The 22708-nt window shown below is 71.5% G+C and carries 25 protein-coding genes; 18 read left to right on the plus strand and 7 right to left on the minus strand.

Annotated features, from left to right (window positions below):
• Positions 1-16: 16 nt before the first annotated feature.
• Genes I6J71_RS07640 through I6J71_RS07650 form a run of 3 tightly spaced genes read left to right on the plus strand, consistent with a single transcriptional unit; the run spans position 17 to position 3067 of the window.
• On the plus strand, positions 17-1723 hold the full coding sequence (locus I6J71_RS07640; protein WP_204094079.1) for an MOSC and FAD-binding oxidoreductase domain-containing protein: 1707 nt from the start codon (positions 17-19) through the stop codon (positions 1721-1723).
• A 14-nt stretch (positions 1724-1737) separates the two neighbouring features.
• A complete protein-coding gene (locus I6J71_RS07645) occupies positions 1738-2172 on the plus strand; it encodes a VOC family protein (protein WP_204094080.1) in 435 nt (144 codons plus the stop codon).
• A gap of 22 nt (positions 2173-2194) precedes the next feature.
• Complete coding sequence (locus I6J71_RS07650; protein WP_204094081.1) at positions 2195-3067, plus strand: formylglycine-generating enzyme family protein; 873 nt, start codon at positions 2195-2197, stop codon at positions 3065-3067.
• A 342-nt stretch (positions 3068-3409) separates the two neighbouring features.
• Here the strand turns inward: I6J71_RS07650 and I6J71_RS07655 are convergent, their stop codons facing one another.
• The 3 genes from I6J71_RS07655 to I6J71_RS07665 are packed head-to-tail and all read right to left on the minus strand — an operon-like array spanning position 3410 to position 5950.
• Complete coding sequence (locus tag I6J71_RS07655; protein ID WP_204094082.1) at positions 3410-3934, minus strand: TIGR00730 family Rossman fold protein; 525 nt, start codon at positions 3932-3934, stop codon at positions 3410-3412.
• 17 nt (positions 3935-3951) lie between these two features.
• Positions 3952-5034, minus strand: coding sequence for an enolase C-terminal domain-like protein (locus I6J71_RS07660; protein WP_204094083.1), 1083 nt, complete (start codon positions 5032-5034; stop codon positions 3952-3954).
• On the minus strand, positions 5027-5950 hold the full coding sequence (locus I6J71_RS07665; RefSeq protein ID WP_204094084.1) for a ketopantoate reductase family protein: 924 nt from the start codon (positions 5948-5950) through the stop codon (positions 5027-5029). The genes I6J71_RS07660 and I6J71_RS07665 overlap by 8 nt, the downstream gene beginning before the upstream one ends.
• Before the next feature lie 105 nt (positions 5951-6055).
• Here I6J71_RS07665 and I6J71_RS07670 point away from each other — a divergent pair, with 105 nt between their 5' ends.
• From I6J71_RS07670 to I6J71_RS07690, 5 genes are all read left to right on the plus strand, one after another.
• Positions 6056-6646 (plus strand): TetR/AcrR family transcriptional regulator, encoded by a 591-nt coding sequence (locus I6J71_RS07670; protein WP_204094085.1) that lies wholly within the window; start codon positions 6056-6058, stop codon positions 6644-6646.
• 551 nt (positions 6647-7197) lie between these two features.
• Complete coding sequence (locus I6J71_RS07675) at positions 7198-7419, plus strand: hypothetical protein (RefSeq protein ID WP_204094086.1); 222 nt, start codon at positions 7198-7200, stop codon at positions 7417-7419.
• A gap of 652 nt (positions 7420-8071) precedes the next feature.
• Entirely contained in the window at positions 8072-9427 is a 1356-nt protein-coding gene (locus tag I6J71_RS07680) for an NAD(P)/FAD-dependent oxidoreductase (protein ID WP_204094087.1), read from the plus strand.
• A gap of 103 nt (positions 9428-9530) precedes the next feature.
• The gene (locus I6J71_RS07685) at positions 9531-10289 is read left to right on the plus strand and encodes an SDR family oxidoreductase (protein WP_204094088.1); all 759 of its coding nucleotides are present in this window, start codon (positions 9531-9533) and stop codon (positions 10287-10289) included.
• Between the two features lie 60 nt (positions 10290-10349).
• A complete protein-coding gene (locus I6J71_RS07690) occupies positions 10350-12074 on the plus strand; it encodes an L-aspartate oxidase (RefSeq protein WP_204094089.1) in 1725 nt (574 codons plus the stop codon).
• Here the strand turns inward: I6J71_RS07690 and I6J71_RS07695 are convergent.
• Positions 11989-12564, minus strand: a complete 576-nt coding sequence (locus I6J71_RS07695; protein WP_204094090.1) for a cupin domain-containing protein — start codon at positions 12562-12564, stop codon at positions 11989-11991. The two genes, I6J71_RS07690 and I6J71_RS07695, sit on opposite strands and share 86 nt — an antisense overlap.
• 142 nt (positions 12565-12706) lie before the next feature.
• On the opposite strand from I6J71_RS07695, the gene I6J71_RS47785 reads away from it, so the two are divergent.
• The 8 genes from I6J71_RS47785 (at position 12707) to I6J71_RS07735 (ending at position 18706) form a co-directional block, all read left to right on the plus strand.
• On the plus strand, positions 12707-13414 hold the full coding sequence (locus I6J71_RS47785; protein ID WP_239154505.1) for a hypothetical protein: 708 nt from the start codon (positions 12707-12709) through the stop codon (positions 13412-13414).
• Between the two features lie 329 nt (positions 13415-13743).
• A complete protein-coding gene (locus I6J71_RS47790; protein ID WP_239154506.1) occupies positions 13744-14160 on the plus strand; it encodes a hypothetical protein in 417 nt (138 codons plus the stop codon).
• A 12-nt stretch (positions 14161-14172) separates the two neighbouring features.
• The gene (locus I6J71_RS07710; RefSeq protein ID WP_204094091.1) at positions 14173-14589 is read left to right on the plus strand and encodes a RidA family protein; all 417 of its coding nucleotides are present in this window, start codon (positions 14173-14175) and stop codon (positions 14587-14589) included.
• A 52-nt stretch (positions 14590-14641) separates the two neighbouring features.
• The gene (locus tag I6J71_RS07715) at positions 14642-15415 is read left to right on the plus strand and encodes an oxidoreductase (protein ID WP_204094092.1); all 774 of its coding nucleotides are present in this window, start codon (positions 14642-14644) and stop codon (positions 15413-15415) included.
• 42 nt (positions 15416-15457) lie between these two features.
• Positions 15458-16099, plus strand: a complete 642-nt coding sequence (locus I6J71_RS07720; RefSeq protein WP_204094093.1) for a DNA-3-methyladenine glycosylase — start codon at positions 15458-15460, stop codon at positions 16097-16099.
• Positions 16100-16143: 44 nt separating this feature from the next.
• Positions 16144-16494, plus strand: coding sequence for a UBP-type zinc finger domain-containing protein (locus tag I6J71_RS07725; protein WP_204094094.1), 351 nt, complete (start codon positions 16144-16146; stop codon positions 16492-16494).
• 67 nt (positions 16495-16561) lie between these two features.
• Complete coding sequence (locus tag I6J71_RS07730; RefSeq protein ID WP_204094095.1) at positions 16562-18217, plus strand: ATP-dependent DNA helicase RecQ; 1656 nt, start codon at positions 16562-16564, stop codon at positions 18215-18217.
• 66 nt (positions 18218-18283) lie between these two features.
• On the plus strand, positions 18284-18706 hold the full coding sequence (locus I6J71_RS07735; protein ID WP_204094096.1) for a DUF5709 domain-containing protein: 423 nt from the start codon (positions 18284-18286) through the stop codon (positions 18704-18706).
• Between the two features lie 122 nt (positions 18707-18828).
• Here I6J71_RS07735 and I6J71_RS07740 read toward each other — a convergent pair whose 3' ends face one another.
• Both I6J71_RS07740 and I6J71_RS07745 read right to left on the minus strand, forming a co-directional pair.
• Complete coding sequence (locus I6J71_RS07740) at positions 18829-19125, minus strand: hypothetical protein (RefSeq protein ID WP_204094097.1); 297 nt, start codon at positions 19123-19125, stop codon at positions 18829-18831.
• A gap of 116 nt (positions 19126-19241) precedes the next feature.
• Positions 19242-20120, minus strand: coding sequence for a LysR family transcriptional regulator (locus I6J71_RS07745; RefSeq protein ID WP_204094098.1), 879 nt, complete (start codon positions 20118-20120; stop codon positions 19242-19244).
• A gap of 128 nt (positions 20121-20248) precedes the next feature.
• On the opposite strand from I6J71_RS07745, the gene I6J71_RS07750 reads away from it, so the two are divergent.
• Together I6J71_RS07750 and I6J71_RS07755 are read left to right on the plus strand one after the other, a co-directional pair.
• Positions 20249-21145 carry an SDR family oxidoreductase gene (locus I6J71_RS07750; RefSeq protein ID WP_204094099.1) on the plus strand — a complete coding sequence of 299 codons (897 nt, stop codon included), beginning with the start codon at positions 20249-20251 and terminating at the stop codon, positions 21143-21145.
• 5 nt (positions 21146-21150) lie between these two features.
• The gene (locus I6J71_RS07755) at positions 21151-21975 is read left to right on the plus strand and encodes an LLM class flavin-dependent oxidoreductase (RefSeq protein WP_204094100.1); all 825 of its coding nucleotides are present in this window, start codon (positions 21151-21153) and stop codon (positions 21973-21975) included.
• Here the strand turns inward: I6J71_RS07755 and I6J71_RS07760 are convergent, their stop codons facing one another.
• Complete coding sequence (locus I6J71_RS07760) at positions 21976-22458, minus strand: hypothetical protein (RefSeq protein WP_204094101.1); 483 nt, start codon at positions 22456-22458, stop codon at positions 21976-21978.
• Positions 22459-22708: the final 250 nt, after the last annotated feature.

A 22708-nucleotide genomic window follows, 5' to 3' on the forward strand; every position in this document is an offset into this window, starting at 1 on the left:
TGCAGGAGGTGGACTCATGACCGCGATGGTGCTGTCGGTCAACGTCGGGCTGCCGAAGGAGGTGTCCTGGGAGGGCAGGACTGTCCACACGGGAGTGTGGAAGCGTCCGGTCGGGGGGCCGGCGATGGTGCGGCGGTTGAACATCGACGGTGACGGGCAGGGGGACACGGCCGGTCACGGTGGTGAGCAGCGGGCGGTGTTGGTGTATCAGCTCGGCTCGTACCGGCATTGGGAGAGGTATTTCGGCCGTGGGGGGCTGGAGTACGGGTCGTTCGGGGAGAACTTCACCGTCGAGGGCCTGGCGGATGACGAGGTGTGCATCGGGGATCGTTATCGCATCGGTGAGGCCGAGTTCGAGGTGACGCAGCCGCGGGTGACGTGTTATCGCGTCGGCCTGCGGATGGGGGAGCCGGAGTTGCCGGCGTTGCTGGTGGCCCACCACCGGCCCGGGTTCTACTTCCGGGTGCTGCGCGAAGGCCACGTCTCGGCGGGCGACGAGATCGTCAAGACCCGCACGGGCCCCGGTGCGCTGAGCGTGGCCGACACGGATGCGTTGCTGTACCTGCCGGGCAAGGACCGGGAGAAGCTCAAGGTTGCCGCCGAGATCCCGGCGCTGAGCCCGGGCTGGCGGCAGTCGTTCGAGGATCTGCTGGCCGTGGACGCGGAGTCGGCGGGCCCGGCGTGGGACGGGTTCCGGCGGCTGCGGGTGACCGCGGTGGAGCCCGAAAGCGCCACGGTGTCGTCGGTGTATCTCGAAGCCGCGGACGGCGGTGCGCTGCCTGCGGCGCGCGCGGGCCAGTACCTGACGGTCCGCGTCGCGGGCGCTGCGCAACCGGCGCCGGTGCGCAGCTACTCGCTCTCGTCCGCGCCGGGGCCGGACGGTTACCGGATCAGTGTCAAACGCGAAGGTGTGGCGAGCACGTACCTCACGACACAGGTGCCGGCCGGCGCGGTGCTGGACGTCGCGGCCCCGCGCGGGGACTTCGTGCTCGGCGACGGCACCGGTCCGGTGCTGCTGGTGTCGGCGGGCATCGGCGTCACCCCGGTGCTGGCGATGCTGTACGACCTGGCGGCGCGCGGCAGTGCACGCGAGGTGTGGTGGATCCACGGCGCCCGCGGACCGGAGGAGCACCCGCTCGCCGACGAAGCGAGCGAACTGGTGGCGTCCCTGCGCAACGGATGCTCACACGTGTTCTACAGCCGGGCGACCGAGGCCGAACGCGGGTTGGCCGGCGCCCGGGCGGGCCGGCTGAGCAAGGACGCGCTGGCCGAGCTCGGCGTGCCCGCCGACGCCACCGCCTACGTCTGCGGCCCGGCCGCGTTCATGACCGACATGACCGCCGCGCTGACCTCGGCCGGACTCGACCCGGCGCGGATCCACACCGAACTGTTCGGCGCGCTCGACGCCATCAACCCCGGGCTCGTCGGGCAGACCACCCGCCCACCCCACCCACCGGCCGGGCCGCCCGGCACCGGACCCGTCGTGACCTTCGCCCGCAGCGGCGTCGCCGCCCCCTTCCCCGGCGGCAGCCTGCTCGAATTCGCCGAAGCCTGCGACGTGCCCGCCCGCTGGAGCTGCCGCACCGGCGTCTGCCAGACCTGCCTCACCCCCGTGCTGTCCGGCTCGGTCGACTACGCACCGGCACCACTGGAGCCACCGGCCGCGGGCCAGACCCTGCTGTGCTGCTCCACCCCCCACACCGACCTCGTCCTGGACATGTGAAAGGAAATCCTCCGATGAACTGGGCTCTCGAAGTCCTCACCCTGTCGGTCAGCGATGTCGACAAGGCGCTCGAGTTCTACACCGACCGCGTCGGCTTCACCCTCGACGTCGACTACCAGCCGCGCGACGGCTTCCGCGTCGTCCAGCTCACCCCGCCCGGCTCGGCCTGCTCCATCCAGCTCGGCGCCGGCCTCACCGACGCCGCCCCCGGCTCGGCGCGCGCCACCTATCTCGCCGTCACCGACGCCGAGGCCGCCCACCGCGAGCTGACCTCCCGCGGCGTGGCCCCCGGTCCGCTTCGCCACAAGAAGGACGCCGACACCTGGCAGGGTGACTGGGAACCCGGCCTCGCGCCGGACCGCCGCGACTACGCGAGCGCGTTCGACTTCGCGGACCCGGACGGCAACACGTGGGTCGTGCAGGAGATCGGGTACCGGCCGGCTGCGTAGGGTGCGCGGGGACGAGGTTCTCGTGTCCCGCTGCTGTCCGCCGTCCCGCTCGTCGGGAGCGTCGGTTGATGTTCCGCTCGGCCCGGCGACCAATGCCGACGGTCTGCTGGTGCTGCCCGGCGGCGCGTTCCGGATGGGCACGGACGACGCTGACGGGTTTCCCGATGATCGTGAGGGGCCGGTGCGTGAGGTGACCGTGGAGCCGTTTGCGATCGACGCGTTCGCGGTGACGAACGCGCGCTTCGCGGAGTTCGTGGACGCGACCGGCTACCGAACCGATGCGGAGAAGTTCGGTTGGACGTATGTGTTCGCGAAGTTCGTGCCGTCGGCGTTGCGCAAGGGGGCGCCGCGGCCGCAGCAGACGCCGTGGTGGATCGGTGTTTCGGGCGCGTACTGGCGGGCGCCGGAGGGGCCGGGCAGCGACGTTTCGCTGCGGCAGGACCACCCCGTGGTCCACGTGTCCTGGACCGACGCGCTCGCTTATTGCGCCTGGGCCGGGCGTCGGCTGCCGAGTGAGGCCGAGTGGGAGTACGCCGCGCGCGGTGGGCTGGACCAGGCCCGGTTCCCGTGGGGTGACGAGCTGACGCCGGGCGGGGAGCACCGGTGCAACATCTGGCAGGGCCGCTTCCCGGTGCACAACACGGAAGAGGACGGCCACGTCGGCACCGCCCCGGTGGATGCGTTCCAGCCCAATGGGTTCGGTCTCTACAACGTGTCGGGCAACGTGTGGGAGTGGTGCGCCGACTGGTTCGGCACCGGCAACCGCTCGATGCGCGGCGGCTCGTACCTGTGCCACGAGTCCTACTGCAACCGCTACCGCGTCGCCGCCCGCACCGGCAACACCCCGGACAGCTCCAGCGGCAACACCGGCTTCCGCACCGCCGCCGACATCTGACAGTGACAATGGGTGCGGGGTCATCCGCCCGAGTTGATCCGTTGTCTGACCGACCTTGGTGTCTTTGCTGAGCTACGTCGCTCGGTGCGGTGGCTCCGCCCGCACGTCACCTGCTGAGCGGCGTGACCTGAGTGGAGCCTGGCTGGAGGCGCCCCGGCAGTGTCTTGTCCGCCCGTTGCGGTGGGTGCCGTGCCACCACCGGATGAGGGAGACGGGGGCCGAGGTGGCGACTGACCGCAGGCGACCACCTCGACCGGCTCCACAGCGACCCCGAATAATCAAACCGTTCGTCGCCCGCGAGATCCGGCACGCCCTCCCGGCTTGAGGATCCAGAGGAGCAACTCAGGCGCCCAGGTACGCCATGACGCCGGCCGGGTCGGGTGCGAAGTGCACGAGCTCGTCGAGCGGGAGCGGCAGGAAACCGTCGTCGTCCATGCGGCGCAGCTGCAGGATCAGCCCGTCGTAGAAGCCTTCGGTGTTGAGCAGCACGATCGGTTTGCGGTGCAGGCCGTGCTTCTTCAGTTCCAGCACCTCGGTGACCTCGTCGAGGGTGCCGAGACCACCGGCCAGCACGACGACCGCTTCCGAACGCGACAGCAGCAACGCCTTGCGCTCGGCCAGGTCCGCCGTGATCACCATCTCGTCGGCGTTCTTCCGGGCCTTGCCCCGGAACAGCTCGACGGAGATCCCGACCAACCGCCCGCCCGTCGCCTGTACCTCGTCGGCGACGACCTTCATCAGGCCCGTGTCCGAGCCACCCCACACCAGCGTGTGCCCGCCCTTGCCGAGCAGCTCCGCGAACTCCCGCGCGGGCCCGGTGTAGCGCTCGTCGAGGTCGGCGGCCGACAGGAAGACGCACACGTTCATGGTCCGCGACTATAGGGTCAGCCGACCCGGTACCGGGCCACCGCGTCGGTGTCCCAGTCGACGCCAGTGCCCGGGTGGTCGGGTGGAGTGGCGCACCCGTCGACGATGGCCAGGGGCTCGCGCAGGATCGGGGCGGCCCAGTCGACGTACTCGAGCCAGTGGGCGGTCGCCGACGCGGCCAGCAGGTGGGCACTGACCTCCGGGTAGAGGTGTGACGACAGCGGGATCCCGTGTGCGTCCGCCAGCGCGGCGGCGTCGCGCCAGCCGGTGACGCCGCCGATGCGGTCGAGGTCCGGCATCACGAGGTCGCACGCGCCGTGGGCCAACGCGGTGGCCATCGCGCGCGGACCTGCCAAGTTCTCGCCGAGCTGCACGGGCGTGTGCACCGCGGCGGTCAGCTGGGCGGCGGCCGCGTAGTCGTCGTGGCGGACGGGTTCTTCGAACCACGCCAGGCCTTCGTGGTCGAGAGCGCGGCAGCGGGCCAGCGCGTCCGGCAAGTCGAGAGCCTGGTTGTAGTCGGCCATCAGCCCGACGTCAGGGGCCAGCGCCGCCCGGACGGCGCGCACGGCGGCCAGGTCGTCCGCCGCGGAGCGGCCGAGGCGCATCTTCACGGCCGGGAAGCCCTCTGCCGCGAGTTCGACCGCTTCCGCAGCCGCCGCGTTCGGGGTGATGAGGCCCAGGCCGTTGCTGTTGTACGCCGGGGTCGGCCGCAGGTCCGCGCCGAGCAGGCGGGCGAGCGGCAGGCCCGCGGCGATCGCCAGCGCGTCCCAGCACGCGGTGTCCACGAGCGACACCACGGCCCCGACCAGCCCGCGCACGCCGAGCAGCTTGAACTTCGCCTCGAGCGCGGACCGCACGGCCGCCGGGGCAGCCGCGACGCCGGCCAGCACACCGTGTGCCTCCCGCACCAGCGCGAGCGCCGCGTGCCCGGCGGATTCGAGGTAGCAGAACAGGTACGCCCGCCCGGTCACGCCGTCGGTGGTGTGCAGGTCGAGCAGCAGCAGCGGCGCATCCGTGACGCGCGCGGCGCTGGTGCCGAGCGGCCGGCGCATCGGCACCTTGACCATCGTGGCCTCGACCGACCTGACGGTGTCACTCATGGCGGCCCTCGGCGTGCACGGCGAGCAGGTCGGTGATCGCGCGGTTGCACGGCGTCGGCACGCCCAGCGCCTTGCCGCGCTCGACGACGTCGCCGCTGAGCCACGTGACCTCGAGCCGGTTGCCGCGTTCGAGGTCGTGGTGCATCGACGAGGTCATGCCCTCGGGCACGCTGTCGGTGAAGGCGAGCCGGTCGTCGGCGTAGTCCTCGGGCAGCGCCACGCCCTGGGCGCGCGCGACCGCGACGACCTCGGCCAGCACGTCGTGCAGGAACGCCCGCGATCGGGGGTTCGCACGGATCGGCCCGATCGGCGTGCGCACCGTGGTCGTGGTGCCCGAAAGGCCGACGAGGAACACGAACTTCTCCCAGATCGTCTGCTCGATCCGGTCGCTGACCTCCACGTCGATGCCACTCTCGGCGCACGCGTCGCGGAACTGCCGCACCCGCGCGGACGGGGTGCCGTCGTACTCGCCGAACACCAGCTTCTGCAGGGAGCCGGTGTGCCTGATGACGCCGGGTTCGGCGATCGTCGCGGCGATGTAGCAGACGCCGCCGATCACGTGCTGCGGGCCGAGTACGCGGCGCAGGATGTCGTCCTTGACCACGCCGTTCTGGAACGACACCACCCCGGTGTCCTCGGTCAGCAGCGGTTTGATCAGCTCGGCCGACGACTCGGTGTCCCACAGCTTCACGCCGAACAGCACGAGGTCCGCGGGCTCGAGCGTCGACGGGTCGTCGGTCACGTCGATAGTGGGCAGGTGGAAGTCGCCGAGCGGGCTCTCCACGCGCAACCCGTTGACGCGCAACGCTTCCAGGTGCTTGCCGCGGGCGATGAAACTCACGTCGTGGCCGCCCTGGGCCAGCCGCGCCCCGAAGTAGCCGCCGACTCCTCCCGTGCCCATCACCACGACCCGCATGCGTCCTCCTTAGTTGAGCGCACGTACAAGTAACGTGCACTGGTTTTCTACCATGTCATGAAGCTGACGTCGATATTCCTGAATATCTGCTCTACAATTTTTTCCGTGGGACGGACACGCACCTTCGACGTCGGCGAAGCACTCGCCGCCGCACTGGACACTTTCTGGGAGCGCGGTTACGAGGCTACGTCGATCCAGGTGCTGTGCCAGGCCATGGACCTGCAGCCCGGCAGTGTGTACGCCGCCTTCGGCAGCAAGCGCGACCTGTTCGTGGCCGCCCTGAAGTCCTACGCGGAGACCGTGTCGGCCGAAGCGGTCGAGCGGATCAACACCGCGGCCAGTGGTGTCGGCGGCCTGCGCGACTACTTCGCGCACCTCGTCGACGCGATGGTCGACGGCCCGCGCCGCTGGGGCTGCCTCGTGACCAACTCACTCGTCGAACTCGCGGAACGCGACCCCGAACTGGCCGGGATGTTCGAGCAGCACCTGGCCAACCTGCGCACCAGCTTCGCGGGCGCGCTCGCGCGGGCCCGGGCCGCGGGCGAGCTGCGGCCCGGCGCCGGCCCCGATTCGGCACCACTGCTGGTGGCCGTGGTGCAGGGGATGAACGTGCTCGCCAAGACGAAACCTGGCCGGCCCGCGCTGCAGGCGATCGCGGACACCGCGCTCGCGGGACTGGTGTCTACTCAGGACTGAATTGACGCTGCCCGGCGGTGAGCGGTTCGCCGAGTTCGGCGCGGACCACCGTCGTGGCCTCACGGTCGCGGGCTCACCGCATGCGCGGTGGTCCTGGGCGATGGCGGCGAGGTTCCGTTCGACGGCGTGTATCGCGACCGGCCCGGCCGCCCGGCGGGTGCCGGGTCAGCCCGCCACCGGGGGCGTGTTCGCGCTGCGGACGCTCGACGACGCGCTGGCGTCGCGGAGAAGCCTTTTGCCGCGGCGCGCCTGGGTTGCGACCTCGACGACCCGCACGCGCGGCTGATGCCGTTGCCGGGGTGGCGCCGGGGTGCGCTCCTTCGCGCTGGGGTCGATTCCGACGACGAGCTCGCGCGGTTCAAGACGCGGCTGGCCGGGGCCGGCGTGAAGCCGCAACGCCGCCGCGCCGCGCGCGCCACGTTCGTCTCCGGCGCGGGCCTGAGCTTCGCGACCGCCGCAGCGATGGTGAAGCCGCTGCCGGAGTCGATGGGCTTCCTCTCACGGCGCCGCCCCCGCGGCGCCCTCGACCGCGTCAACGGCCTGCTCACCGGATGCGCCTCACCCTGGTGCCGGCCCTGTCGGAGCCGGCGGCGCACGAGACCGGCAACGTCCGCGCGGCCGTGCTGGCCGGCCGCGACGGCGCGCGCAGCGGCCTGCTGTGGCTCGGTTTCTTCATTTTGTTCGGCGCGCTGTACTTCGCGAGCAACTGGATGCCGCAGTTCCTGGAACGGAGCGCCTGTCCGCCCAGGCCGGGATCGGCGGCGGCATCATGATCAACGTGGGTGGCATCGCCGGCTCGCTGCTCATGATGTGGCTCGCGCTGCGCCTGTCCGGCCGGCTCCTGTCCGTCAGCACGCCGGCCGGCGCCGCCGCCGTCTTCGTCGCCACTGCCTTCGTGCTCCGCAACCTCGCCGCGACGCTCGTGGTCGCCGTGCTCATGGGCGTGCCGCGACGTCCTCCGTGCCGTCCTGTACGTCCTCGGCCCGTCGCTGTACCCCGCCGGTGTCCGCTCGACGGCCCTCGGCTGGGCCGTCGGCGTGGGTCGCATCGGCGCCATCGTCAAGCTCCTGATCGCCGACGTCCTCGTCGACGCGCGGCGGTCGGAGTGGGGTTGTCCGAGCTGTGCTCGATCCCGCCGGCGCAGGCCGTGGTGGGCAAGGCGCTGCGCTTCCTCAAAGCCGCGCGGACACCAGGGCGGTACTGGTTCCGGCCGAGGCCCCGACCACGGCCTGACCTCCGCTCTCCCACTTGCCCCGAAATGCTCGGTGGCTGCCGGCCTTCCCCGGTGGCCACCTGGGCTTTTCGCCCGGGCGCGGCGCCCGGGAACCAGGGCTTGTGACTGCCCCCACGAAACGGCCCCGAACCTGTCACATCCGGCTCCGCTGTCTTGTCTCCCTGGTGTAGCGAGACGAACAGGGAGTGGTCATGCACAGGATCCTGGTGGTCGGCGGCGGATACGCCGGCTTCTACGCGGCCTGGGGACTCGAGAAGCGCCTGCGGCCGGGCGAGGCGGAGCTGACCGTGGTGGACCCACGGCCTTACATGACCTACCAGCCGTTCCTGCCGGAGGTCACCGCCGGGTCGATCGAGGCGCGGCACGCAGCCGTGTCGCTGCGGCGGCACCTGCGGCGCGCGCGGATCGTGGCCGGCAGCGTCACGCGGATCGACCACGCGCACCGGCGCGTGACCGTGCGGCCGGCCGACGGGCCGGAGTTCGAGCTCGAGTACGACGAGCTCGTGGTCACCGCCGGTGCGGTCACGCGCAAGGTGCCCGTGCCGGGCATCGCCGAACAGGCGATCGGCATGAAACACGTGGAGGAGGCCGTCGCGATCCGCGACAAGCTGCTGACGGCGTTCGACCGGGCGTCGGCGCTGGAGCCGGGGCCGGTGCGGAGCAAGCTCCTGACCGTGACGTTCGTCGGCGGCGGCTTCTCGGGCGTGGAGGGTTTCGCGGAGCTGCTGTCGCTCGCGACGGCGCTGCTGAAGAACTACCCCGAGATCAGCCGCGATGAGCTGAGCTTCCACCTGGTCGAAGCCCAGGGCCGCATCCTGCCCGAGGTCACCGACGAGCCCGGGGCGTGGGTCGTCCGCTCGCTGGAGGACCGCGGCGCCCACGTGCACCTGAACACGCAGCTGCGCTCGGCCGTCGACGGGCACCTGGTGCTTTCGACCGGCGAGGAGTTCGACTCGGAGCTGGTCGTGTGGACCGCCGGCAATGCGGCCAACCCCGTCGTGCACAACCACACCGACCTGCCGCTCGACCCGCGCGGCCTCATCCTGACCCGGGCCGACCTGCGGATCGGCACCGAGGACGAACCCGTGCCGCACGCGTGGGCCGCCGGCGACGACGCCGCCGTCCCGGACCTCGCGTCGCCGGTGCCGGGCGCCCACACCGTGCCGAACGCGCAGCACGCGGTCCGGCAGGGCAAGCTGCTGGCCCGCAACATCGTCAAGGCGCTGCGCGGGCGCGAGCCGAAGCAGTACGTGCACCACAGCCTCGGCGCGATCGCGACGCTCGGCATCGGCAAGGGCATTTTCCAGTACCGGAGCATCGTGATCACCGGCTTGCTCGCGTGGCTCATGCACCGCGGTTACCACGTGCTGGCCGTGCCCAGCTGGGAACGCAAGGTCCGCGTGCTGGCGGTGTGGCTCACGGCCGTGTTCTTCGGCCGCGACATCGTGTCGCTGGCCTCGGTTCAGCACCCGCGCGACGCGTTCGTGTCGGGTGGTGAACTGCCGGCCGAGCTCCGCGTCGAAGACGTGGTTGACCCGATCGGATGACGAATTCGTCGGCGGGTGCTGTCACAGATCCGCCGCCCGCCTTGTCCTGGCTGGTGACCGACGCCCCCGGACCCGCCGGGGGCCGCTCAGCGAAAGGCGCATCATGAGGATTGTCGTCATCGGCGGTACCGGCCTCATCGGCTCCAAGGTCGTCAGCTTGCTGACCGAGCACGGCCACGAGGCGGTACCGGCGTCGCCCAACTCCGGCGTGAACACGGTGACCGGGGAGGGCGTCAAAGAGGTGCTGCAGGGCGCCGACGTGGTGGTCGACGTGTCCAACTCGCCGTCGTTCGCGGACGACGACGTGATGGCGTTCTTCCGCGCGGCGACCACCAACCTCACCGAGGCCGCCAAGGGTGCCGGTGTGGGCCACTACGTCGCGCTGTCCGTGATCGGCAGCGACCGCCTGCCCGACTCCGGTTACCTGCGCGCGAAGGTCGCCCAGGAGAAGCTGATCAAGGACTCGGGTCTGCCCTACTCGATCGTGCGCGCCACGCAGTTCTTCGAGTTCGCGTCCGCCATCGCCGACTCTGCCACCGAGGGCACCACCGTGAAGCTGCCCGACGCGGGCATCCAGCCGATCGCGGCCGGCGAGGTATCGGGCAAGGTCGCGAAGGTGGCGGCGGGCGCGCCGATCAACGGCCTGACCGAGATCGCCGGCCCCGAGGTGTTCACGATGGCCGGCTGGATCCAGGAAGCGCTGACGTTCCGCGAGGACCCACGCCAGGTCGTCACCGACCCCGAGGCCCGCTACTTCGGCGAGAAGCCGGGCCCGAAGGGCCTGCTGCCCGGCGAGGGGGCGGAGCTGGCGAAGGTCAAGTTCGCCGACTGGCTCCCGGCCAACCCGCCGGTCGAGGAGTGAATGCCGCGCGGGTGGCCGTACCCGGCCACCCGCGCACCGGGTGTCAAGGAGGAGTTCCCGATGACTGAACAGCGGATCGCGACGTCGGTTCTCGTGATCGGCACCGGCGGTGCCGGGCTGCGCGCCGCGATCGAGCTGAAAGAACGAGGCGTCGACGTGCTCGTGGTCGGCAAGCGGCCGAAGTCCGACGCCCACACCACCCTCGCGGCCGGTGGCATCAACGCCGCGCTGGGGACGATGGACGCGGCGGACTCGTGGCAGCAGCACGCCGCCGACACCATCAAGGAGAGCTACCTCCTGGCACACCCCGACACGGTCCGGATCGTGACGCAGAACGCCGCCCGCGGCATCGAAGACCTCGAACGGTGGGGCATGCCCTTCGCCCGCGAGACCGACGGCCGCATCTCGCAGCGCTTCTTCGGGGCGCACACCTACCGGCGCACCGCGTTCGCCGGCGACTACACAGGTTTGGAGATCCAGCGGACGCTCGTCAACCGCGCGGCCCAGCTCGACGTGCGGATCCTCGAGAACACCTACATCACGCGGATCCTGGTGCGGGACGACGTCGTCTTCGGCGCGTACGGGTTCAACCTCGACGACGGCACCCGGTACGTGATCCACGCCGACGCCGTGATCCTCGCCGCCGGCGGGCACACGCGGATCTGGCGCCGCACGTCGTCGCGGCGCGACGAGAACACGGGCGACTCGTTCCGTCTCGCCGTGCTGGCGGGTGGCCGCATCCGCGACCCGGAGCTGGTGCAGTTCCACCCGTCGGGCCTGCTGGAGCCCGAGAGCGCGGCGGGCACGCTGGTGTCCGAAGCCGCGCGCGGTGAGGGCGGGCAGCTGCGCAACGCGCTGGGCGAGCGGTTCATGGCGCGGTATGACCCGGGGCGGATGGAACTGTCCACTCGCGACCGCGTCGCGCTGGCCGCGTACACCGAGATCAAGGAGGGCCGCGGGACGCCGAACGGCGGCGTGTGGCTCGACGTGTCGCACCTGCCGCGCGAGACGATCATGCAGCGGCTGCCGCGCGTGTACCAGACGCTGCTGGAGCTGCAGATGCTCGACATCACCCAGCTGCCGATCGAGATCGCGCCCACCGCGCACTACTCGATGGGCGGCGTCTGGGTGCGGTCGGAGGACCACAGCACGGGCGTCGACGGGCTGTACGCGATCGGCGAGGCGTCCAGCGGGCTGCACGGCGCCAACCGGCTCGGCGGCAACTCGCTGATCGAGCTGCTGGTGTACGGCCGGATCGTCGGCAAGGCAGCGGCTGAGTACTCCGCGTCGCTGGCCGCGCAGCGCCGGTCGGCGGGCGCGCTGGCGGACGCGCGCGGTGAGGTCGACGAGCTGCTGGCGGCCGACGGGCCGGAGAACGTCCGCGCCCTGCAACGCTCCCTGCGCACCACGATGACCGAGCACGCGGGCGTCGTGCGGGACGAGGAGGGCCTGCTCGCGGGACTGTCCGAATTGGACTCGCTCGAGGAGCGGATGAAGAACGTCGGCGTCCACCCGGATCTCGCGGGCTACCAGGACTTGGCGCACGCGTTCGACCTGAAGGCCTCCGCGCTGGCTTGCCGGGCCACGCTGGAAGCCGCGCTGGAGCGCCGGGAGACGCGCGGTTGCCACAACCGCTCCGACTACCCGGCGCTGGACGAGTCGTTGCGGGTGAACTTCGTGTGGTCGGGTCCCGGGCAGCTCACGCGTGAGGAGCTGCCGCCGGTGCCCGCGCAGATCGCGCCGCTGATGCGGGAGGTCTCGACGGCCGGGAAACTGGTGGAGTGAGCTGTTCGAAGGGGCCGGCTCCTGGCGGGGAGCCGGCCCCTTCTTTGGGGCGCACGTCAGGGGCGTGGCGCCCTGAGGTGCTTGCGCTGATCCAGTTCCCGTCACTCACGGGCACGAGCATCGGCTGCCCCGGCGCGCAGAACATCGTCACGACGAACTGCGATTCGGCGTCGTCGAGGTTGTTGCCGTCCTGGTAGTGGATCACGTCGTACCCGGGCTCCCAGAAGGACTCGCCGGCCTTCACGACGCGCTCGGGCTCGCCCTCCAGCTCGAAGACGATCTCGCCCTTGAGCACATACCCGAACGCCGGCCCACTGTGCCGATGCGGCGGCGCCCCGTCACTCCCGGGCGGCAACGTAACCAGGATGGTCGTCGGCGTGGCCCCCTCGGGAGCCGCCGGCGCCCCCGCGGCCGTCCCCACCACCTCGATCTTCGGCGGCGGCGCGCTCGACTCGGGATTCGGCAGGTAGTGCGAGTTTTCGACGCTCATACCTTCCCTCACGGAGTCGACTTCTGCTTCCGTGAGCTTGGACAAGACGCGCCCGTGATCTGTGAGAGGGCCTGGAAATTCCAGCGGTGCTCGGCCACGTCCCGGCCTAGGCTCCCTTGCCGACCGCGGCGAGTCGCCGCACATGATCACCGACGAGACCGAGTACCTCGCCGTCCGCGCGGGCGCCGCTGCGGTGGTCGACCTGGACGCGCGGCTGCCCGCTCAGGTGCTCACCGCCGGCGACACCCAGGGCTGCCTGGTCGGCGACGCCTCCGCCTTCTGGGACCCGGACTCCTGGCCCCGCGTTCCAGTCGATCGCCCGCTTACCACGACGACCGGACCGTCGACTTCCTGCTCGTCGGCGGCCCCGCCTGCGCCCACTTGCGCGACCGCGGCGATTACCCGGCGTTGTCGATGCATCCACGCGCACGAGAACCTCTCGTTGTCCGTGGCCAACAGTGTCACCGCCGTCGAGCACGGCGCGTACCGGGTCGACGCGTCGCTCGCCGGGCAGGGTGCGGGTGCGGGGAACACGCCGATCAAGGCGTTCATCGCCGTCGCCGATCTGCTCGCGTGGGACCACGGCTGCGACCTGTTCGCGTTGCAGGACGCGGCCGAAGACCTCGTCCGTCCACTTCAGACCCGACCGGTGCGCGTGGACCGAGAAACGCTGACCCTCGGCTACGCCGGGGTCTACTCCAGCTTCCTGCTGCACGCCGAACGCGCCGCGGCCCGCTACCGCCTCGACGCCCGCGACATCCTCGTGGAAGTCGGGCGCCGCGGCCTCGTGGGCGGCGAGGAGGACGTGCTCGTCGACGTCGCCCTCGACCTGCTGGTGGCAGCCCGATGACCGACCTCACCGCACTCGCGACCCGGCTCGACGACGCCGCGCGCGACCTCGTGCCGAACCCCAGCTGTCGGCCGAGGATGACCTGTCGCTAGCCCAGGCGTACGAGGTGCGTCACGCCCTGGTGGCGCGCCGGCTCGGCCGCGGGGAAACGCGGGCCGGAGTGAAGCTCGGGTTCACCAGCCGCGCCAAGGCCGCGCAGATGGGTGTCTCCGACGTGAGGGTCGACGACGGCGCTGAGCTCTGGCTCGGCGCGTACGTGCACCCGAGGATCGAGCCGGAGGTCGCGTTCCGCCTGGCCCGCGACCTCGACCCGCACCGGTGGACGGGCAATGTCGCGGAAGCCGTCGACGCGGTGGCGCCGGCGCTTCGAGATCATCGACTCGCGCTACCGCGACTTGCGCGCCGACCTGGCCGACGTCGTCGCCGACAACACCTCGGCGTCCGGTTTCGTGGCCGGTGCGTCGCGGCCGCTGCCGGCTTCGCTCGACAACCGTGGGGTCGCCCTCGAGATCGACGGCCGCCTCGCCGAAAACGGCTTCACCGCGGCCATCTTCGGCGACCCGCTGCGCGCGGTGAGCCCGGCCGTCCGCCTGGCCGGCACGTACGACATCCCGCTGCGCGCGGGCGACGTGCTGCTCGCCGGCGCGGGGACCCCGGCCGTCGCGCTGGCTTCGGCCGGCTCCGTCAGCGCCACCGTGTCCGGCCTCGGCCGGGTCCGGGTACGCGTCACGTCCGCTCCCCGATGACAGGAGGCTCCCATGACCGAGGCCAGGACGGTCGCCGGCAAGGCGACCCCGCGCGGCCGGTTCCCGCACCTCACGGTGGCCGTTGGCTTCGGGTACGTGTCGGGCACGAGCAGCCGCCGCCCGGACAACACGATCGCCGGCGCCGAAGCCGACGAGTTCGGCGCCACGCCGCTGGACATGCGCGTGAAGACAGCCGCCGTGCTCGAGAACATCCGCGAGCTGCTCGCGGAGGTGTGGACCGACCTGGCCGACCTCGTCCAGATCACCGCCTACCCGGTGAACATGAACGACTTCTGCGGCTACCACGAGGTCTACGGCGAATATTTCACCGAAGACGGGCCGGCGCGCACGACCGTGGCCGTGCACCAGCTGCCGCACCCGCACCTACTGCTGGAGATCCAGGCGGTGGTGCTGGTGCCGCGATCTTGACACCGGCCGCACTAAGCTCCCTCGGGAACCGGCGAACTGGAGGGAGCCCGCGATGGATCTTCGGCTACGGGGCAAGACCGCGCTCGTCACCGGCGCGAGCCGCGGGATCGGGCTGGCGGTGACGCGGACGCTCGTCGAGGAGGGCGTGCGCGTGGTCGCCGCGGCCCGCAACGTCGACGGCGACCTCAAGGAGCTGCCGGTGGAGGCCGTGGCGATCGACCTCGGCACGCCAGAGGGCGCCGCGCGGGTGGTCGAGGAGGCCGTGACCCGCGTCGGCGGGATCGACGTGCTGGTCAACAACGTCGGTTTCGTCCGGCCTCGCCCGGACGGCTTCACGTCCGTGACCGACGAAGACTGGCTGGCGACCCTGAACCTCGACCTCATGTCGGCGGTGCGCACAACGCGCGCGGCGCTGCCGTCGCTGCTGGAGCGCCAGGGCGCGATCGTCACGGTGTGCTCGGTGAACGCGACGCTGCCGGACCCGCTCGTGATCGACTACAGCGCCGCGAAGGCCGCTTGCCTCAGCTTTTTCAAATCGCTGTCCAAGGAGGTCGGCGCACGCGGTGTCCGCGTCAACACCGTCAGCCCCGGCCCGGTCGCCACCGACCTGTGGCTCGGGAAGGGTGGCGTCGCCGAGACGGTGGGCGCAGCGGTGGGCGCCGAGGCCGGCAACGTCGCGGCGAAGGCGGCGGCGGACTCCGTGACCGGCCGCTTCACGCGGCCCGAGGAGGTCGCGGACCTCGTGGCGTTCCTGGCGAGCGACCGCGCCGGCAACGTCACCGGCACCGACGTCCTGATCGACGGTGGCATGACCCAGACGATGTAGTTTTCGGGCTCACCCCGTCAGATCGCGCGTAGCATCTCGCCGATGACACCCGAGGAGCACTTGAGGCAGGCCGACGAGGTCCTCGGCCGGGTCATGGACGACATCACCGGCACGCCGCCGAAGCTGCCGCCGGACCCGGATTCGTCCGGTGACCCGGACATCCCGAAGGACAGCTACGGCGTGCTCGTGCGGGCGATCGTCAGCCAGAACATCTCGATCCACGCGTCGCGTTCGATCTTCCGCAAGCTGAAGGACCGCTTCGGCGGCCGCCTGCCCACGCCGGAAGAGCTGCTGGCCGACGACTCGGAGGAGCTGCGCCAGGCCGCCGGCCTGTCGCGCGCGAAGACCGTGTCGCTGCGCTCGCTCGCCGACTGCCTCCTCTCGGGGGCCCTCGACCTCGACGAGCTCCGCGGCGTGCCCGACGACGAGGTCATCGCGAAGCTCGACGTGGTCAAGGGCATCGGCGTGTGGACCGCCGACATGTTCCTGATGTTCCACCTGCACCGCCCCGACGTGCTGCCCACCGGCGACCTGGAGCTGCGGCGGATCGTGCAGAAGGTCTACGGCCTCGCCGCCGCGCCGACCCCCGCGGAACTCACGCGGCTGGCCGAACCGTGGCGGCCCTACCGCACGCTGGCGTGCCTGTACCTGTGGCAGCTGGCGGAACAAGCCCCGCGTTTGTGATTATGCTGGTGCGACAGGACTTTCCCTCGGTTAGGAGATTACTCGTGGAGGGTGTCGACCCCGCGGTGCCGCCCAGCGGCACCGGTTGCGCCGAGTGCGATGCGGCCACCCCGCAGGGCTGGTGGTTCCACTTGCGCCGCTGCGCGCAGTGCGGCCACGTCGGCTGCTGCGACTCGTCGCCCGGGCAGCACGCCAGCGCGCACGCCGCCTCGTCCGGTCACCGCCTCGTCCGCAGCTTCGAGCCGGGCGAAGAGTGGTTCTGGGACTACGCCGAGGAAGTGATGTACGAACGCGGCCCGGACCTCGCGCCGCCGGTCCACCACCCCCTCACGCAGAGCGCCCCCGGCCCGGCGGACCGCCTGCCGCTGGACTGGGCCCAGAAGCTGCACCAGTGACCCCGGCCGCCGTCCGGCTCCCACCGCGGGCCGGGCGGCTCCGGGTGCGGCCAGTACCTTCGACACCATGACGAGTTCACGACCGACTCCCGCCGCCGTGGCGAGTGTGTTGTTCGACTTCACGTTGCGGCCCACGCAGGTGGAGGCGGCCGACGCGGTGGCAGGTGGGCGTGACACGCTCGCGGTGCTGCCGACCGGCAGCGGCAAGAGCGCGATCTACCAGGTCGCGGGCCTCGCGCTGGGCGAGCTGACGCTGGTCATCTCGCCGCTCATCGCGCTGCAGCGGGACCAGCGGCGGTCCCTTTCCGGACGTCGCTACGGTGCCCGCGAGATCCAGGCCGAGCTGCTCAACTCGACGCAGAAGGTCCACGAACGCCGCGAAACGGTCGAGAAACTGGCGAAGGGCGAGCTCGACTTCCTCTACATCGGACCCGAGCAGCTCACCAACCCCGAGACCCGCGACGCGATCCGCAACGGCGCCCGCGAGGTCACGCTGTTCGTCGTCGACGAAGCGCATCTCGTCAGCGAGTGGGGGCAGGAGTTCCGCCCCGAGTACCTGCGACTGGTCGACGCCATCGCGGAGCTGGGGCGGCCGCCGATCCTCGCGTTGACGGCCACCGCGTCGCCGCCGGTGCAGGCGGACATCACGCGCCGGCTGGGGATGCGCGACGCGCACGTGGTCGTCGCGGACTTCGACCGGCCCAACATCGCGCTGTCGATGCGCCAGACGCAGCCCCACAAACCCGAGGCGCAGGCCGTGGACGACCGGTGCGTCGACGTGCTCATCCAGCACGACACGCCAGCCCTCGTCTACGCGCTGACCCACGCCCGCTGCGAAGCCCTCGCCGACCGCCTGCGCCTCGACGCGTTCCACGCGGCGCCCTACCACGGCGGCATGACCGCGGCCGCGCGCGCCGACGTCCAGGACCGGTTCTTCGCGGGCGAGCTCGACGTCGTGGTGGCCACGAGCGCGTTCGGCATGGGCATCGACAAGCCCGACATCCGCACGGTCGTGCACGCGGGCGTCCCGGCCAGCATCGACGACTACTACCAGGAAATCGGCCGCGCCGGCCGCGACGGCGAGCCCGCCACCGCCGTACTGGTCCACGACCCGCGCACCATCCGGATCCCGCGCCTGCTCGCCGCGCGCACGCACCTGGGTGAGGACACCGTGCACCTCGTCGTCGACGCCATCGAGAACGCCGCCGGCACGGCGCCGCTGGCCGACCTCGTCAAGGCGGCCGGAGTGCCCGTGCACGCCGTCGAGCGGGTCGTCAACGAGCTGGCCGAGCTGGGCTTTGCGGGCATCGCCGGCACCGGGCACCACCGCGTGGTCAACTGCACGCGCGAGCTGGCGCCGCCGGCCGAGCTGGCGGATCAGCTCGTGGCACTGGACCGGCGCCGCCAAGCCGTGCTCAGCAGCCGGATCGAAGCCGCGCGCGAGTACGCGGAGAGCATGCGCTGCCGGCGAGCCGAGCTGCTGGCGTACTTCGGCGAGAACTACGTTCCCCCGTGCGAAAACTGCGACAACGACCAGGCCGTGCACGCCGCGGAACACGCGAAGCCGACGGTGACCGGCGGTACGCCCGTGCACCACCGCCTGTGGGGCGATGGCCGCATGCTCAGCCACGACGACCACGAATTGCTCGTGTACTTCGAGAGCGTCGGGTACAAGCACCTGACGGCGTCGTCGTTGTCGTCGGGGATCCTGCAGCCGCGCTGAAGAAGTGCCGCCTGGTAACTTCCGCGATGTGGCGCGAGACTGAATGCGCGGAGAGAGGAGCCGTCCGTGGACGACGACATCGAGGACAACGCCGACACCGGCGTGCTGGACCCGGAGGACACCCTCGAGGACGGCGACCCGTACGACGAGGGCTACTCCCCGCCGGAGCGCCCGCTCGAGGTCGACGAGTTCGGCACGACGCCCGAAGAGGGGCGCGAGGGCGAGAGCTGGGAGGGCCGCCTGGCCCGCGAACTGCCCGACGTGCAGCCCGAAGAGGGCGACGACCTGGGCGACACCGAAGACACCGACGGTGAGCTCATCGACGACGAACTCGGCGAGTTCCGCGCGGGCCGCCTGGTCGCCGCCGACGAAGGCAGTGGCGAAGACACCGATGAGGAGCTCTACGCCTCCGACGTCGGCATCGACGGCGGCGCGGCCTCGGCGGAAGAAGCCGCCGTGCACGTCGTGGACGACCCCGAGGACTACTGAACGCGGTGGTGGCGCGGGGTTCGCCCCGCACCACGCCGTTTCAGGCCTTTGTGGGCACTCGCCGCGGAGCCGGCTTTTCGCGTGCGCTTCACCCGTGGGTTTTCCCTGCCGCGCTTGGCAACTCAGCCGAGGCTGCGCTGCCGCGCGATGTCGCCGAACCACCCCAGCACCTTGGCGCACACGCTCGCCTCGCCGCCGCGGACGTGGTCGACGAGCTGGTCGCTCGACCACAGCATCGCGGCCACCACGCCGTGCCGCACCGGCGTCAGGCCGATCTGCCAGCTGCCGCCACGCCATTCAGCCGTGCTCCACTGGCCGGTGGTCGGGCTGCGCTCGATGGTCCACGACGGGCCGGCGGTCAGCTCGGCCAGGGTCCGCGGCGCCTGCCGCGGCGCCGCGGTGTGGTTCTCGGAGCTCATGGGTAGTCCTCGGGGTCGTGCAGGTTCGGGTCGTGTCGCGAGGGCGGCGGGCCGGCCGCGGGTGCACGGGGAGTCAGCGCACGTGTGAGCTCCCTTTCGTTCAACTCCCGTTCACTTTAGCGGCCCGTCAGCTGTGCTTGGGCACACTTGCGGAACGCGGCGACCAACCGGCTGCGGTCGTCCGCCCGCGTGGCGAGCACGACGTGCGCGGGTTCGACGTCCTCCAGCGGCACGGACGTGATGTCCGGCCGGAGCGCGCGCACGTTGTGGCCTGCGGAGATCGCCACCGCCTGCCCCGACGCGACGAGCTCGAACTTGTCCTCGAGCGCGTCGATCATAGGCCCGTCGGGCGCCGGCCTGCCGTCGGGACGCGGTTCGATGCGCCAGTAGGCGCTCCACTCCGGATCCGAGTCGCGCAGCCGTGGCAGGGGCTCGTCGGCGATGTCGTCGAGTGTCACGGACTCCTTGCCCGCCAGCCGGTGCTCCAGCGGCACGATCACCACGCGCGGCTGGTCGTAGAGCACCGTCACGTGCAGTCCTTCGGTCGGGAACGGCAGCCGGCTCACGACGGCGTCGATGCGGTGCTCCAGGAGCGATGCGCGCACGTCGTCCCACGCGACGTGCAACGTCTGGACTTCGGCGTCCGGGTGCTGGTGGCGCAGCTCGCGCACGGCGGGTGTGACGATCAGCCCGCCGGAGTACCCGACGTTCAGGCGGCTCGGCCGCGCCGCGGCCTGCGCGCGCGCGATGGCCTGGGCGGCCGTCCGCAGCAGCGCCTTGGCCTGCGGCAGGAACACCTCACCGGCCTCCGTGAGCCGGCTGCCCTGCGGCGTGCGGTCCAGCAGCCGTGCACCCACCTGCTGCTCGAGCCGGCGGACCTGCCGGCTCAGTGACGGCTGCGTCACGTGCAACGCGTCCGCCGCGCGGCCGAAGTGGCGGTGTTCGGCGACGACGGTGAAGCAGTGCACGAGGCGTAGGTCGAGATCAACCGGCATGGTAGGGACTCTACCTGTGGTGATGCGCAAACCGTATTGCGCGATACGAACGTTTCATTGGCCGCGCAGCCGCGTCCGGCGGCAGGGTTGAAGGACCGGTTCATCCCTTGTCGAAGGAGATCTCCACCATGCGCGTGTTCGTCACCGGCGCCACCGGGTTCGTCGGGACCGCGGTCGTCCGGGAGCTGCTCGGCGCCGGGCACCAGGTGCTCGGGCTGGCCCGCTCCGACGCCTCCGCCGCCAAGCTCACCGCGGCCGGCGCCGACGTCCACCGCGGCAGCCTCGAAGACCTCGAGAGCCTGCGCGGGGGCGTCGCCGCCGCGGACGGTGTCATCCACACCGCCTTCATCCACGACTTCAGCGACTTCGAACGCTCCATCGCCGCCGACCGCCACGCCGTCGAAGCCCTCGGCGAGGCGCTCGCCGGCACGGGCCGGCCGTTCGTGATCAGCTCGGGGACGCCGAGCGTCCCGGCCGGCGTCGCGACGGAGGCGACTGTGCCTGAAGCGGGCTCGCCGGCGGCCGGCCGCCTCGCCGCCGAGGAGGTGCTGGTTTCCCTGGCCACGCGCGGCGTTCGCGGTTCCGTCGTGCGGCTCCCGCGGTCGGTGCACAGCGACGAAGATCGCCACGGCTTCGTGCCGCTGCTGATCGAGACGGCCCGCACCCGCGGCGTGTCGGCCTACCCCGGCGACGGCATGAACGCGTGGCCGGCCGTGCACTGCCTCGACGCCGCCCGCCTCTACCGCCTCGCCCTCGAACACGCCCCGGCCGGCACGCGCCTGCACGCCGTCGGCGACGAGGGCATCCCCGTGCGCGATCTCGCCGAACGCATCGGCAAGCACCTGGGCCTGCCGGTCGAGTCCATCCCCGTCGAGCGGGCGGTGGACCACTTCGGCTGGCTGGGCGGCGTCTTCTCCGCCGACATGCCCGCCTCCAGCGTGGCGACGCAGCAGCTCCTCGACTGGCACCCGGCGCACCCGGGTCTGCTCGCCGACCTCGACGCCGGCCACTACTTCGCCCGGTGAGCGCGATGAACGTCGGTGTGTGCCTCCCGGTGAACTTCACGGTCACCCCGCCGGTCTCCGAGCAGCGGACCGCCGTCCGGCGCCTGGAGGCGGCGGGCTACCGCACGGTGTGGACGAACGAGGTCATCGGCAAGGACGCGTTCACGCAGCTGGCCGTCCTCCTCGGCGCGACGTCGGAGCTGTCGTTCGGCACGTGCGTCGCCAACATCTGGGCGCGCCCGCCCCAAACCGCGGCCGCCGCGGCGGCGTACCTGGCGCAAGCGTTTCCGGACCGCTTCACCTTGGGCTTGGGCGTCGGATATCCGCAGCAGGCCGAGAGCGTGGGCCGCTCCTTCGGCGCCCCGCTGTCGACCATGCGGGACTACCTCGCGGGCCTGTCCGCGGAAACCCGGCCCCCGGCTTCGTTCGCGACCATCTTGGGCGCCAACGGCCCGAAGATGCTCGCCCTCGCCGCGGACCTCGCGGACGGCGCCCTGCCCGCCGGCCTGCCCCCGGAACACACGGCCGCCGCTCGTCGCATCCTCGGGCCGGACAAGCTGCTGGCCGTGGGCCTGTCCATCGCCGATTCCCTCGAGACGGCCCGCCGCACCGTCTCGGCCTGGCTCGCCCGGCCGTCCTTCACCACGACCGTCGCCGAACTCGGCTACCCCGAATCCGGCGACGAGCTGGTCCGCGCTTTGGTCGCTTGTGGTGGCCCGGACGCCGTCGCGGAACGCGTCCGCGCCCACCTCGCGGCGGGCGCGGACCACGTCACGCTCCTGCCTCCGATCGGCACCCCGTTCAGTGAGGGCATCGACCACCTGCTGCGCCTCGCCCCGCCGCTGACCTGATCACAACCTGCCGGCGACGGTCTTGGTGAGGCTGCTGTAGCCGTCCAGGAAAGCGTCACTGGGTCCGCGGACGAACGCGAGCTGTGCGACGCGAACCTTGCCGTGGCTCCGTTTCGCGATGGTGATCGTCGTGCCGCCGCGCGCGCTGGTGCAGTAGACGGCGTCGTCGGTGAACGGCTTGGGCTCGTCGGAGCAGCTGCGTGCCGCCCCCGTGAACGCGTCCTCCGGCGAGGCCAGCACTGTGGCATCGAGCACCACCAGCGCCGCCACTTCCTCGTGCGTGCCGGGGCGGCGGTACTCGCACCCGTGCCCCGTCACCCCGCCCATCGACTGCGGGGGCTGCTCGACGCTCTCGTATACGGCACCGTCGGACAGTCCCCGCTGCAGCTCGTCGGCCCCCAGCAACGAACACGCCACCTCCGGCCCGTCCGGCGCCCCGAGCTCCTCGGGCGCCACCGCCCCGCTCGACCTCGGCAGCGCCATCGTCGTCGAGTTGGCACCACATCCCGCCACAGCCACCACAACCAGAGCTGCGGCGCAGAATCTCCCGGACAAACGCATGGCGTGAATCCTGCCGGATCTTCACCCCGAGTCCTGTTGCAGAGACTGATTCGTGATCATCCCGGATATTCCTTTTCGAGGGTCTACTGGTCTGCACCGGACGCGTTGCCGTCGAGTGGGGAGTTCAGGTCGATGCGGTTCGTGTCACGATCAGATTTGTGCCCAACCGGTT

This window comes from Amycolatopsis sp. FDAARGOS 1241, assembly GCF_016889705.1.
Classification (GTDB): domain Bacteria; phylum Actinomycetota; class Actinomycetes; order Mycobacteriales; family Pseudonocardiaceae; genus Amycolatopsis.

Coding starts and splice junctions, on each gene's coding strand:
- I6J71_RS07750 (WP_204094099.1), top strand. CDS start 20,249: ATGCGCGTGTTCGTCACCGGCGCCACCGGGTTCGTCGGGACCGCGGTC.
- I6J71_RS07675 (WP_204094086.1), top strand. CDS start 7,198: ATGCGCCTCACCCTGGTGCCGGCCCTGTCGGAGCCGGCGGCGCACGAG.
- I6J71_RS07745 (WP_204094098.1), bottom strand. CDS start 20,120: ATGCCGGTTGATCTCGACCTACGCCTCGTGCACTGCTTCACCGTCGTC.
- I6J71_RS07690 (WP_204094089.1), top strand. CDS start 10,350: ATGACTGAACAGCGGATCGCGACGTCGGTTCTCGTGATCGGCACCGGC.
- I6J71_RS07645 (WP_204094080.1), top strand. CDS start 1,738: ATGAACTGGGCTCTCGAAGTCCTCACCCTGTCGGTCAGCGATGTCGAC.
- I6J71_RS07685 (WP_204094088.1), top strand. CDS start 9,531: ATGAGGATTGTCGTCATCGGCGGTACCGGCCTCATCGGCTCCAAGGTC.
- I6J71_RS07660 (WP_204094083.1), bottom strand. CDS start 5,034: ATGAGTGACACCGTCAGGTCGGTCGAGGCCACGATGGTCAAGGTGCCG.
- I6J71_RS07665 (WP_204094084.1), bottom strand. CDS start 5,950: ATGCGGGTCGTGGTGATGGGCACGGGAGGAGTCGGCGGCTACTTCGGG.
- I6J71_RS07640 (WP_204094079.1), top strand. CDS start 17: ATGACCGCGATGGTGCTGTCGGTCAACGTCGGGCTGCCGAAGGAGGTG.
- I6J71_RS47785 (WP_239154505.1), top strand. CDS start 12,707: ATGATCACCGACGAGACCGAGTACCTCGCCGTCCGCGCGGGCGCCGCT.
- I6J71_RS07710 (WP_204094091.1), top strand. CDS start 14,173: ATGACCGAGGCCAGGACGGTCGCCGGCAAGGCGACCCCGCGCGGCCGG.
- I6J71_RS07740 (WP_204094097.1), bottom strand. CDS start 19,125: ATGAGCTCCGAGAACCACACCGCGGCGCCGCGGCAGGCGCCGCGGACC.
- I6J71_RS07755 (WP_204094100.1), top strand. CDS start 21,151: ATGAACGTCGGTGTGTGCCTCCCGGTGAACTTCACGGTCACCCCGCCG.
- I6J71_RS07720 (WP_204094093.1), top strand. CDS start 15,458: ATGACACCCGAGGAGCACTTGAGGCAGGCCGACGAGGTCCTCGGCCGG.
- I6J71_RS47790 (WP_239154506.1), top strand. CDS start 13,744: ATGTCGCGGAAGCCGTCGACGCGGTGGCGCCGGCGCTTCGAGATCATC.
- I6J71_RS07760 (WP_204094101.1), bottom strand. CDS start 22,458: ATGGCGCTGCCGAGGTCGAGCGGGGCGGTGGCGCCCGAGGAGCTCGGG.
- I6J71_RS07695 (WP_204094090.1), bottom strand. CDS start 12,564: ATGAGCGTCGAAAACTCGCACTACCTGCCGAATCCCGAGTCGAGCGCG.
- I6J71_RS07655 (WP_204094082.1), bottom strand. CDS start 3,934: ATGAACGTGTGCGTCTTCCTGTCGGCCGCCGACCTCGACGAGCGCTAC.
- I6J71_RS07680 (WP_204094087.1), top strand. CDS start 8,072: ATGCACAGGATCCTGGTGGTCGGCGGCGGATACGCCGGCTTCTACGCG.
- I6J71_RS07730 (WP_204094095.1), top strand. CDS start 16,562: ATGACGAGTTCACGACCGACTCCCGCCGCCGTGGCGAGTGTGTTGTTC.
- I6J71_RS07715 (WP_204094092.1), top strand. CDS start 14,642: ATGGATCTTCGGCTACGGGGCAAGACCGCGCTCGTCACCGGCGCGAGC.